11 protein-coding genes and 1 riboswitch are annotated in these 10,845 nt (G+C 59.8%); of the genes, 7 read left to right on the forward strand and 4 right to left on the reverse strand.

What is annotated here, in order from left to right:
• Positions 1–198 precede the first annotated feature (198 nt).
• The 3 genes from Q0C28_RS03730 to Q0C28_RS03740 all read right to left on the reverse strand — a co-directional run bounded on the left by Q0C28_RS03730 (position 199) and on the right by Q0C28_RS03740 (position 3,044).
• Entirely contained in the window at positions 199–1,188 is a 990-nt protein-coding gene (locus Q0C28_RS03730) for a glyceraldehyde 3-phosphate dehydrogenase NAD-binding domain-containing protein (RefSeq protein ID WP_293573310.1), read from the reverse strand.
• A 132-nt stretch (positions 1,189–1,320) separates the two neighbouring features.
• The gene (locus Q0C28_RS03735; RefSeq protein WP_293573311.1) at positions 1,321–2,160 is read right to left on the reverse strand and encodes a bifunctional allantoicase/(S)-ureidoglycine aminohydrolase; all 840 of its coding nucleotides are present in this window, start codon (positions 2,158–2,160) and stop codon (positions 1,321–1,323) included.
• A 113-nt stretch (positions 2,161–2,273) separates the two neighbouring features.
• Positions 2,274–3,044, reverse strand: coding sequence for a helix-turn-helix domain-containing protein (locus Q0C28_RS03740; protein WP_293573312.1), 771 nt, complete (start codon positions 3,042–3,044; stop codon positions 2,274–2,276).
• 453 nt (positions 3,045–3,497) lie between these two features.
• On the opposite strand from Q0C28_RS03740, the gene Q0C28_RS03745 reads away from it, so the two are divergent.
• The 7 genes from Q0C28_RS03745 to queF all read left to right on the forward strand — a co-directional run bounded on the left by Q0C28_RS03745 (position 3,498) and on the right by queF (position 9,714).
• Positions 3,498–4,940, forward strand: a complete 1,443-nt coding sequence (locus Q0C28_RS03745) for a glutamine synthetase family protein (RefSeq protein ID WP_293573313.1) — start codon at positions 3,498–3,500, stop codon at positions 4,938–4,940.
• A 105-nt stretch (positions 4,941–5,045) separates the two neighbouring features.
• A riboswitch (glycine riboswitch) is annotated at positions 5,046–5,142 on the forward strand.
• 244 nt (positions 5,143–5,386) lie between these two features.
• The gene (gcvH, locus tag Q0C28_RS03750; RefSeq protein ID WP_293573314.1) at positions 5,387–5,746 is read left to right on the forward strand and encodes a glycine cleavage system protein GcvH; all 360 of its coding nucleotides are present in this window, start codon (positions 5,387–5,389) and stop codon (positions 5,744–5,746) included.
• 276 nt (positions 5,747–6,022) lie between these two features.
• Positions 6,023–7,246, forward strand: a complete 1,224-nt coding sequence (locus Q0C28_RS03755) for an acyl-CoA dehydrogenase family protein (protein ID WP_293573315.1) — start codon at positions 6,023–6,025, stop codon at positions 7,244–7,246.
• A gap of 217 nt (positions 7,247–7,463) precedes the next feature.
• Entirely contained in the window at positions 7,464–8,162 is a 699-nt protein-coding gene (gene queC / locus Q0C28_RS03760) for a 7-cyano-7-deazaguanine synthase QueC (RefSeq protein WP_293573316.1), read from the forward strand.
• Complete coding sequence (queD, locus tag Q0C28_RS03765; RefSeq protein WP_293573317.1) at positions 8,162–8,515, forward strand: 6-carboxytetrahydropterin synthase QueD; 354 nt, start codon at positions 8,162–8,164, stop codon at positions 8,513–8,515. The genes queC and queD overlap by 1 nt, the downstream gene beginning before the upstream one ends.
• On the forward strand, positions 8,512–9,219 hold the full coding sequence (gene queE / locus Q0C28_RS03770; protein WP_293573318.1) for a 7-carboxy-7-deazaguanine synthase QueE: 708 nt from the start codon (positions 8,512–8,514) through the stop codon (positions 9,217–9,219). Before queD ends, queE begins: the two co-directional genes overlap by 4 nt.
• A gap of 30 nt (positions 9,220–9,249) precedes the next feature.
• Positions 9,250–9,714, forward strand: coding sequence for a preQ(1) synthase (gene queF / locus Q0C28_RS03775; RefSeq protein ID WP_293573319.1), 465 nt, complete (start codon positions 9,250–9,252; stop codon positions 9,712–9,714).
• Positions 9,715–10,042: 328 nt separating this feature from the next.
• Here queF and truA read toward each other — a convergent pair whose 3' ends face one another.
• A complete protein-coding gene (truA, locus tag Q0C28_RS03780) occupies positions 10,043–10,831 on the reverse strand; it encodes a tRNA pseudouridine(38-40) synthase TruA (RefSeq protein WP_293573320.1) in 789 nt (262 codons plus the stop codon).
• Positions 10,832–10,845 lie beyond the last annotated feature (14 nt).

A 10,845-nucleotide genomic window follows, 5' to 3' on the forward strand; every position in this document is an offset into this window, starting at 1 on the left:
CGGCAATGTACTCTTCAAAACGCGCCCGCAGCGCTGATGGCAATGGTGCTGGCATAAGACATCCTCCCGGATATCTTGAATCACGCCAGCACCAATTTGGGAACCCAAAACGATTCAGACTTCAGGAAAGACGCTTTAGCAGAGTGGCTTGATCTGGTGCAGCGGCCTGATTGATCTGCGTGGCTGCGATGGTGCGCGTCAGTCGGCGCGCCCCATCAGCGCGGCCATATCCAGCATCCGCGCTGAAAAGCCCCATTCATTATCATACCAGCCAAACAGGCGCAGTTGATGGTCGCCCACGCGGCGGGTTTCCGGCCCCGCGAGGATCAAGGATTCAGGGCGCGCCCGCAGATCGGAGGAGACCAGCGGATGATCCGTCCACCCGAGCACGGCGGAATCAGCGATGGCGCTGCGCAGGCGGGTGTCCACAAAATCGGCGGGCATGGCGGTCTTGGTGCGCAGGATCAGATCCACGGCAGAGACACTGGCTGTCGGCACCCTTACGGCTGCGCCACTGATGCGCCCGGCGAGATGCGGCAGCACCTCATCGATCAAATGCATGGCCGAGGTGGTGGTCGGCACCATGGACTGGGCGCCACCGCGGGATCGGGCGAAATCCCCGCGTGGGGCGTCCACCATCGGTTGCGAATTGGTATAGCAGTGGATCGTGGTCATATGACCGCTGTCAATTCCGATCACCTGATCAACAAGCTTGACCAGCGGGGCCAGCCCGTTGGTGGTGCAGGAGGCATTGGAGATGATCGTGCCATCACGCAGGTCAGCTTCATTTGCGCCCAGCACAACCGTGCGCTCCGCGGCGGGAGAGGGACCGGAAATGAGCACTTTGCGTGCCCCGGCACTCAGCCCGCGGCTGGCAACATCAGATGTGCGGGCAATGCCGGTACATTCCAGCACCACATCGACGCCCGACAGATCAAGCGTGCTCAGGTCAGGCGTTTGGCGCACGGGGATACGCCGGTCCCCAATCACAAGGCACTCACCCTCAACCGAGACGGTCTGACCAAATGGGCCATAGGTGCTGTCGTATTGAAAGAGATAGGCGCACATATCCAGAGGTGCGATATCATTGATACACGCAACCACAATTCCCACGCCCCGGTCTGTGGTGAGAATCTGGCGCAAGATTGCGCGTCCGATGCGGCCGAATCCGTTGATGACTATTTTCATAGCATAGCTATGACAGGGCCTTGGTGACGGCTCAATCCGGCAGAGCGGCAAATCACGCAGGAATTCGGACAGAACCGTGTTTTCCTGACAGATCCGCCGCGCGCACTGCCGGGGCGGCAGGCCCTATCTAGTCTAGCCTTGGCTGGATACGGGCGCCAGTGGCATGTGGCGGTTCACGTCTTTATACAGCAGATACCGGAAGCGTCCGGGCCCACCCGCATAGCAGGCCTGCGGGCAGAACGCGCGCAACCACATGAAATCGCCGGCTTCCACCTCGACCCAATCCTGGTTGAGCCGGTAGACTGCTTTGCCCTCCAGCACGAAAAGCCCGTGCTCCATCACATGGGTCTCGGCAAATGGAATGACGCCGCCGGGTTCAAAGGTCACGATGGTGACATGCATGTCATGGGCCAGATCAGCGGGATCTACAAACCGGGTGGTCGCCCAACGTCCATCTGTTCCGGGCATGGGGGTGGGGGCAATGTCGCGTTCGTTTGCGATCAGGGGCTGGGGCTTGTCCACGCCTGGCGCCGCGCACCAGCGCTTGCGGATCCAGTGAAACCCAACGGGCGCATCCGAGGTGTTTGCCAACGACCATGTGGCGCCAGCCGGTATATAGGCATAGCCACCGTCGTTCAGTTGGTGTTCTGTCCCTTCAATCGTGAGCGACAGACATCCGCTTGTCACAAACAGAACCGATTGCGCGGCTGCATCGGTTTCGGGTTGATCGGACCCACCAGTGGGCGCAAGTTCGACGATATATTGCGAAAAGGTCTCTGCAAAACCGCTCATCGGGCGCGCGATCACCCACATGCGCATGCCCGTCCAGCCCGGCAGAAACGAGGTCGTGATATCCCGCATCGTCCCCTTCGGGATGACGGCATAGGCATCCGTGAACATGGCGCGATCCGTCAGCAACTGCTCTTGGCCGGGATGTCCCCCTGTCGGGGTGAAATAGCGCGAAGATGTCATGGATCGTTCCTTTTGCTTGCCTGCCAATTTATGGCCAAACGGCCATTGGGCTCCTAGAGCCGGGCTGCAGGTAGCATCCTCTGTGATTTTTTGAATATCGAGCGGCGGGCTGCCTACAGCTCCAACAAGGCTTGGTTTTGGCGCAATTCTGCGGCGCAGAGCTGCAAGGCGCGCAAAGACAGTTCCGTTGCATGTGCCGGGTCGGCCCCACGGGGCGACGAGCTGCCCACAACAATGGGGGTCTCTCCCGGTTTGGATGCTGGCACCGCATAGCCGACGATCCCCGTTTCAAACTCACTGTCGGTCACCGCGTAGCCACGGTCTCGCGCCAGGGTCACACGGGCCATGATCTGTCCCCGCTCGGTGAGGGAGTGATCGGTGTGGCGTGGTATCTCGGCCTGATCCAGTGTCTCGACAGCCGTTTCCGTGGGCAGCCCGGCGAGCAGCATCCTGCCAAGGCTGGTGTGGGCCAGCGGGATATGCGCGCCTGCCGTAAACCCGTATGTGACCGGCGCGTGATCCACTGTGGACTGCGCCAACAGCAACACCCGGCCTTGGTCCAACGTGGCCAGCGTGATTTCTGCGCCCAGACTGCGGGCATGACGGTTCAACACCGGCTGGACCTTGCGACCGAAGTTATTGGCCTGCAAAAACCCACCCGATAGTGCGAGTACCTTCGGTGTGAGAGACAACACCCGCCCTTGCTGCCGCAAATACCCGGCTTGTACCAATGTCAGAGCACCTCGGCGCGCAGTGGCCCGATCCTGGCCGGTGCGGCGGGCAATATCCGCGAGTGTCAGTGTCGGGGTCGCTGCGTCAAACACAGCCAAGACAGCCAGCCCTTTGGCAAAGCTGGACGAAATATTGCGGTCTTGCTCAGTCATTTTGGTCTTTCGGAAATGTCGCATATGCCGCGCGGGTGCGGGCCGACGAAGTAAAGTCAAATCTGCGCTGGATGATTGGGGACAGCCATAAGGGTCGTCAACCCTGTTGCACCGTCTGGGGCACCGCCAAAACCGGCTTTTTCTGGCTTGGCGGGTTTTTGTCGTGAGCCACACTCCGTTTCACGTGTATCGCGGCGCGCCGAATTGTTCCTTTTGCGTAAGGTTGTGGACTTTATGAGTTATTCCGCGCAGGTTCGGCGTTATACGATTGAACAACAAGCGACCTGATCTGATCACCGGCCCCAAGCCTCTGCGGTGGAACTGCAGAAAGTGCAGGGCACAGGCTAGATCGAAACACGCCAGATCAAAACAGGCCAGATCGAAACAGTCGAGATCGAAACGGGTTGTCGCCGCTCTTGAGGGCGCAGCCGAAGCCGGGGGACACTGAGTAGTATGCGCAGATCAACACCAGGCGCAGGCGTAAGCTCTCTGAGCCGCATGACAGAAGATGAGATTGCATCCATCTTGTCCCAAGTGGAAACCCACAGGCTGGAGACCGTGCGGATCCTGTTTGCCGATCAACACGGGATTTTGCGGGGCAAAACAATCGTGGCGTCGGCTTTGCCGAGCGTGTTGGCGCAGGGGCTGGCCGTCCCATCAACTCTGTTGCTGAAGGACACATCGCACCGCACGGTGTTTCCGGTCTGGAGCGAGGGGCCGGAGGCAGCGGCATCGCCAATGAAAGGGGCAAGCGACATCCTGCTGTTGCCGCGCGCAGAGACCTTTCGCATCTTGCCGTGGTCACCGCATTCGGCGTGGATCTTCTGCCATGTTGCCTTCGAAGATGGGCAGCCTGTGCCATTTGGCTCCCTGCATGTCTTGGAGCAAGCAATGGACAGGTTGGCATCTTCGGGGATGGAGCTGCGCGTCGGGCTTGAAGTTGAATTCCAGATTTTCGAACGTGTGCCCTCTGCGCAGGTCGGGTCTGCGCCGGGTCCGATGGCCACAGAGATCGAAACCCGAAATCTCATCGATGGCTATCAATATCTGACAGAAACCCGGTACAGCGAAGCCGAAGACATTCTGGATCGATTGCGTCGTGCCGCGCAGGCCATGGGCTTGGCTGTGCGCAGTGTCGAAATCGAAATGGGACCGAGCCAGTTTGAATTCACCTTCGAGCCTGCGGACCCGATCACACAAGCGGATGCGATGATCACGTTCCGCACTTTGGCAAAAGAGATCTGTGCGCGTCACGGATTGCACGCCAGTTTCATGCCCAAGCCCCGGCAGGATCATGCCATGGCAAACGGCTGGCATATCCATCAATCGCTGATCGACCAAAGCACCGGGCGCAACCTGTTTGAACCGGAGGCCGACCACAGTCTGACGCCCCAAGCGGGCAGTTGGATGGCCGGACTGCTGGCGCATGCCGAAGCGACGTCGCTCTTGGTGGCCCCGACCGTGAACAGCTACAAGCGGTATCTTCCGTATCAAATGGCCCCCAACCGGATCCAATGGGGGCGGGACAATCGCGGTGCGATGTTGCGCGCGCTGATGCGGCCCCACAATCCCCACAGCCGGGTGGAAAACCGTGCGCCGGACAGTTCGGCAAACCCGTATTTCGCCCTCGCCGCGCAGATTATTGCAGGTCACGAAGGGGTGCAGTCCGGGCGCGTGCCGCCTGACCCAACGGTGGCACCCTATTCCGATGATGCCCGCAAATTGCCTCGCTCACTGGGGCAGGCGCTGCTCGCCTTTTCGCAATCAGACCTCATGCGGCAGGCGCTGGGCACTGAGGTGGTCGACTATCTGACAGTTCTGAAAGACATGGAGTGGAACCGATATCTCGACACGGTCAGCGAATGGGAACAGGCAGAGTACTTCGATCTCTATTGATGCGTTGCTGTGGCCCCTGCTGCGAGGTCGCAGGTGATGCGACAGCAGGCGGCTCAGAAACGGCAAATGGTGATTGATCGCGCATCCCCGCTTTGCTACCGTTTTTTCGCCCAGGTGGGAGAACTGGACAGGGAAAATCCTGTTCGGTGCCGAAGGAGCAACCGCCCCGGAAACTCTCAGGCCACAGGACCGTTTGGGCAACAACAACTCTGGAGAGATCCGGCCTGCGCCGGGCGCCGAAGGGATAGCGATCTCAGGCAGATGGACAGAGGGGGCGTCGACGGTGCAGGCTTGCTCTGCGCCCATTTTGATGCCGGGCAACCAAACAGCATGACGGACCGGCGCGTTTGAAACACGGATGCCGCCCGTTGAGCGGCGGTTAAACGGGTTGGACAAGGGCCGCAGAGGTCCGCGCCCAATCTTGCCACCTGCAAAGGAAGTGACCAATGAAATACACCGAAGAACACGAATGGCTGCTCAGCGAGGGTGATATCATCACCGTCGGCATCACCACCCATGCCGCCGAGCAGCTGGGCGACGTGGTCTTTGTTGAATTGCCAGAGGTGGGCACCGAAGTCAGCAAAGATGACGAGATCGTCGTCATCGAATCCGTCAAAGCAGCCTCCGACATTCTGGCACCGCTGGACGGTGAAATCGTTGAAATCAACGAGGCGCTGGCGGACAACCCCGGATCCGTCAACGAAGATCCGCAGGGCGAGGCGTGGTTCTTCAAGATCAAACCTTCGGATCTGTCGCCCATGGACGACTACATGGATGAAGCCGGATACAAAGATTTCATTGGCTGATTTTATGCGGGCTTTGCTCTTGGGCAGAGCCGATTGCAAATTGCAGGATCAGTTGATCGCAAGCGGGCCCCTGAGGGCCCGTTTTTGTGTTTGCAGGCACGGCTTTCTGTTCTGTCTTCGGGTCACGGCATGAAAGTTTCGGGCACTAAAATGCCGGGCTGATTTCGACCTAGGGTAATTGGGGTCTGCGATGTGACGTGCCGTCAGATGGCTAGACAGCGCTGGCCCCGCCAAGCCATGCTGGTTGCACATCCGGCAAGAGGAGGATCGGTGGTTATGGACATGAATTTAGGTATGCGCAGCGAGAGCGAGGCGCTTCTGCATCAGGTCAAAACCATGATCCAGGATGAGATCCAGCCCCTGGAAGCAGAGTATCACGGCGAAATCGACAAAGGGGATCGCTGGCAATACACGCCGCGTCAGGCAGAGATCCTCGAAGGATTGAAAGCGACGGCCAAGTCCCGCGGGCTGTGGAATTTCTGGCAGTCTGATCCGCAGTTGGGCAAAGGGCTGACAACAGTCGAATACGCCTATTTTGCCGAGGAAATGGGCAAGACGCCTCTGGCGGCAGAGGTGTTCAACTGTTCTGCACCGGATACGGGCAATATGGATGTCTTCGCCCGCTACGGCAGCGAGGAGATGAAACAGCGTTGGCTGGCGCCATTGCTGGCGGGTGACATCCGCTCTGCCTATCTGATGACAGAACCGGATCGCGCCAGTTCGGATGCCACAAATATCTCCCTGTCCTGCGTCGCGGATGGGGATCACTATGTGCTGAACGGCGAGAAATGGTGGGCTTCTGGCGCTGGGGATCCGCGCTGCAAGGTTTACATCGTCATGGTGCGCACCGGCGGTGATGACGCGCCGAAACACCAGCGCCATTCAATGATCGTTGTTCCCGCAGACACCCCCGGCATCGAAGTGCTGCGCCCGATGCAGGTCTATGGTCATGATGATGCGCCACACGGACATATGCATATCCGGTTCACGGCTGTTCGCGTCCCAGTCGAAAATATGCTGCTTGGTGAGGGGCGGGGCTTTGAAATTGCGCAAGGTCGCCTCGGGCCCGGCCGTATCCATCATTGCATGCGCGCCATTGGTCAGGCAGAATCCGCGCTGGAGCTGCTGTGCCAACGGGCGCTGAAACGTCAGGCATTCGGCAAGCCGCTTGCCGATCTGGGCGCCAATTTCGACATCATCGCCGAAGCGCGGATGGACATCGAAATGGCCCGGCTGCTGTGCCTGAAAGCTGCGTGGTACATGGATCAGGGGGATGCAAGGGCCGCGGCGCCTTGGATCAGCCAGATCAAAGTGGTGGCTCCGCGCGTCGCGCTGAAGGTCATCGACGAGGCCATACAGATGCATGGTGGGGCAGGGATCAGCCAGGACACGCCCCTGGCCCGCGCCTGGACCCATGTGCGCACCCTGCGGCTGGCTGATGGGCCCGATGCGGTGCACCGGCGTCAGGTTGCGCGCGCCGAATTGCGCACCTACCGCTAGGCCTGACCCACGTCATTGCCGCAGGCACGCCCGCTTGCCAATGCGTCCGGCAGCGCGTCGATGACCCGCTGCCGACCCGCTGGCGAGGTGCGGCCATGACGCCTCGGCATGAGGCGCGGTCATTCTGTCACAGCTCTCTTGCAGGATAGTTCAGCTGTCGTTATACGCACGGTTTCCGGTCGCAGCCTACCCGGACATCAAAACAAGGACTGAAAACTTGAAAACACTTGTCATCTGCTCGGGCGGACTCGATTCCGTGTCCCTTGCCCATGTGCTTGCTGCCAAAGGGCAGCTCTCCCGGCTTGTCTCGTTCGACTACGGACAACGCCACCGTAAGGAACTGGATTATGCGGCCGCCTGCGGTGCGCGTCTTGGGGTTCCTCATGACATCGTCGACATGCGCTCCATTGGTGCCGCGCTCAGCGGGTCAGCTCTGACGGACGACATCGACGTGCCCGACGGTCACTACGCCGAAGACACCATGAAGGTCACGGTTGTGCCCAACCGCAATGCCATCATGCTCACGATTGCTTATGGGATTGCCGCGGCCAAAGGGGACGATGCCGTCGCCACAGCCGTGCACGGTGGGGACCACTTCATCTATCCCGATTGCCGCCCTGCCTTCACCAACGCTTTCGATCAAATGCAACGGATGGCCCTGGATGGCTATGCCGATGTCGCATTGGTCACGCCTTTTGTGCATCGCTCCAAAGCCGACATTGTCGCCGATGGGGCAGCGGTCAACACACCCTTTGAAGACACCTGGTCCTGCTACAAAGGCGGCACACACCACTGTGGCCGCTGCGGCACCTGCGTCGAGCGCCGCGAAGCGTTTCATCTCGCCCAGATCGCGGATCCCACCATCTATGAGGATCCTGATTTTTGGCTCACAGCCACCAAAGAGGGAGGCGTCTGATGTTTCGCATCACCAAAGAGTTCCACTTCTCGGCGTCCCATCAACTGACGCATCTGCCAGCAGATCATCAATGCGCTCGCCTGCACGGTCACAACTATATCGTCGTGATCGAACTGGCCGGGGCAGAGTTGAACAGCGACGGTTTTGTGCGGGACTATCACGAGCTGGCGCCGCTGAAGGCCTATATCGACGGCACGTTTGATCACCGTCACCTGAATGACGTGATGGACTGTCCCTCGACCGCTGAAAACATGGCACGCCATTTCTACGAATGGTGCGCGGCCCGCTGGCCTGAAACAGCTGCCGTTCGGGTTTCTGAAACGCCGAAAACCTGGGCTGAGTATCGGCCATGACCCTGCGCATCGCTGAAATCTTTGGTCCCACGATCCAGGGCGAAGGCGCGCTGATCGGGGAGCCAACGGTCTTTGTGCGCACAGGTGGCTGCGACTACCGGTGCAGTTGGTGTGACAGCGCCCATGCCGTCGACAGCAGCTTTCGCGACACCTGGACGCCGATGTCTGATGATGATGTCTGGGCAGAGGTCACCGCGCTGAGCCGTGGCAAACCGCTCACCGTGTCCCTATCGGGAGGCAATCCGGCGATCCAGGACTTCACCGGTGTGATCGCCCGAGGAAAAACGCAGGGCTACCGGTTTGCCTGTGAAACACAGGGTTCCATCAGCCAAGATTGGTTTGCGGATCTCGACACGTTGGTCTTGAGCCCCAAACCGCCCTCCAGCGGTCATCAGGTCGATTGGCACAAATTCAACATCTGCCTGACGGCCGCCGATGGCTGCGGGAGCGTCGTGCTGAAGATCGTCATCTTTGACGACACCGACTACGCCTGGGCCCGGGCCGTTGCGGATAGATATCCGGATTTGCCGCTCTACCTACAGCCTGGCAATCCGACCGTTGATCCGGATCAGCCGGTCGATCTGACAGAAGCCGTGGGCCGTTTGGAATGGCTCATCGAGAAAGTGACCGCAGACAGCTGGTTCACACCGCGTGTGTTGCCTCAGCTGCATGTTCTGGTCTGGGGAAACAAACGTGGGGTTTGACCCGCACCATCTGGATAAGGAACGGATTCCATGTCTGACAATATCTACCAAAACCTGAAACAGCTGGGTGGCGCAACTGTGGTGCCCACCGATCCGGCAGAGGCCGAGCTGGAGCGTGTTGAAAACCCGCAGGCAGATATCTCCTACAACGTGCGCTTCACCGCGCCTGAATTCACGTCGCTTTGTCCGATGACCGGTCAGCCGGATTTCGCGCATTTGGTGATCGATTATGTGCCCGCGAAATACCTGGTGGAAAGCAAATCCCTGAAACTCTTCTTGGGTTCGTTCCGCAACCATGGTGCGTTCCACGAAGAATGCACCATCTCCATCGCGCGACGACTGGTGGATTTCCTGGATCCGCAATGGCTGCGCATCGGGGGCTATTGGTATCCACGCGGCGGCATTCCGATTGATGTGTTCTGGCAGACAGGCGCAATGCCAGAAGGCGTCTGGATCCCGGATCAGGGTGTGCCCCCATACCGTGGCCGCGGCTGACGCAGGGTTTTGCGGCCCGGCGTCCCCCAGCCTCTGAAACGTGCCCCTTAAAACAGGCCGCTCGGCGAGGGCTCTGATCAAGAGTTCAGATATCAATTGCGCGGACCAAGTCCCTTGGTCCGCGCGCACTGCTCAGGTGTCTGCGTTGCCTGGTCATCACCCGTAGGGATACAACGTCCGGCTGCGCGGCGGGTTCCGATCTGAGGTGGAATTTCTGCTGAATTGATTGTCGGGCGTTATCATGGCGCGTTTACCGCGCGGTCCATCTTGCTGTCGCGATGATGGCTGACGTGGGTTGCGCGATGATTGCGTGAGGCTTGGCAGCTGGTCAGCCTTGCCCCGTCGGTTCTGCACCAAACGGATCCGTAGGGTAGCCGACACGCGCAAGATACAGGCCATGGCCGGGACACACAGGTCCGCAGGCCGCGCGATCCCGCGCCTCCAGCGCGTGTTTGACCCGCTCAGGCTCCCAGGCACCGGCGCCCACACGTTCCAGCGTGCCGACAAAGCTGCGCACCTGATTGTGCAGGAATGATCGCGCCCGTACGTGGAAATGCACTTCGTCGCCCGAAACCCCCGCAACCCTTTCGATCCGCAGCTCATCCAGCGTTTTCAATGGGCTGGCGGCCTGACAGATCGATGAACGAAAGGTTGTGAAATCATGCTGGCCAATCAGATGGTCCGCTGCTGTCTGCATCGCTGCCACATCCAGATCATGGCTCAGTTGCCAGACCTGACCTGCATCATGGGTGGCAGGCGCGCGGCGCAGCAGAATGCGGAACAGATACTGCCGCTCAACCGCCGAAAACCGGGCATGCCAGTCAGGCTCCACGGCGGCGCAGGCCACAATCGCCACCGGATTTGGTTTGAGATGAAAGTTCAACGCCTCCGAGAGGCGAAATGGAACCCAATCCTTGGCGAGATCGCAATGAGCCACCTGGCCGAGACCATGCACACCAGTATCTGTGCGCCCCGCGGCGGCGATGGTGTGCTCACCGGGTTCAAGCTTTGCCAAGGCTGCTTCGATCGCCCCCTGCACGGAAGGCTGATCTTTTTGGCGTTGCCATCCGGCAAATGGCGCACCGTGATATTCGACTTTCAAAGCAAAGCGGGGCATGCCCGGCCACCTAC

Source organism: Phaeobacter sp., assembly GCF_022825805.1.
Lineage (GTDB): Bacteria > Pseudomonadota > Alphaproteobacteria > Rhodobacterales > Rhodobacteraceae > Phaeobacter.

Bases quoted from the DNA above. Each gene is read 5' to 3' on its own strand.
- Q0C28_RS03730 (WP_293573310.1), bottom strand. From the start codon at position 1,188: ATGAAAATAGTCATCAACGGATTCGGCCGCATCGGACGCGCAATCTTG.
- Q0C28_RS03735 (WP_293573311.1), bottom strand. From the start codon at position 2,160: ATGACATCTTCGCGCTATTTCACCCCGACAGGGGGACATCCCGGCCAA.
- Q0C28_RS03740 (WP_293573312.1), bottom strand. From the start codon at position 3,044: ATGACTGAGCAAGACCGCAATATTTCGTCCAGCTTTGCCAAAGGGCTG.
- Q0C28_RS03745 (WP_293573313.1), top strand. From the start codon at position 3,498: ATGCGCAGATCAACACCAGGCGCAGGCGTAAGCTCTCTGAGCCGCATG.
- gcvH (WP_293573314.1), top strand. From the start codon at position 5,387: ATGAAATACACCGAAGAACACGAATGGCTGCTCAGCGAGGGTGATATC.
- Q0C28_RS03755 (WP_293573315.1), top strand. From the start codon at position 6,023: ATGGACATGAATTTAGGTATGCGCAGCGAGAGCGAGGCGCTTCTGCAT.
- queD (WP_293573317.1), top strand. From the start codon at position 8,162: ATGTTTCGCATCACCAAAGAGTTCCACTTCTCGGCGTCCCATCAACTG.
- queE (WP_293573318.1), top strand. From the start codon at position 8,512: ATGACCCTGCGCATCGCTGAAATCTTTGGTCCCACGATCCAGGGCGAA.
- queF (WP_293573319.1), top strand. From the start codon at position 9,250: ATGTCTGACAATATCTACCAAAACCTGAAACAGCTGGGTGGCGCAACT.
- truA (WP_293573320.1), bottom strand. From the start codon at position 10,831: ATGCCCCGCTTTGCTTTGAAAGTCGAATATCACGGTGCGCCATTTGCC.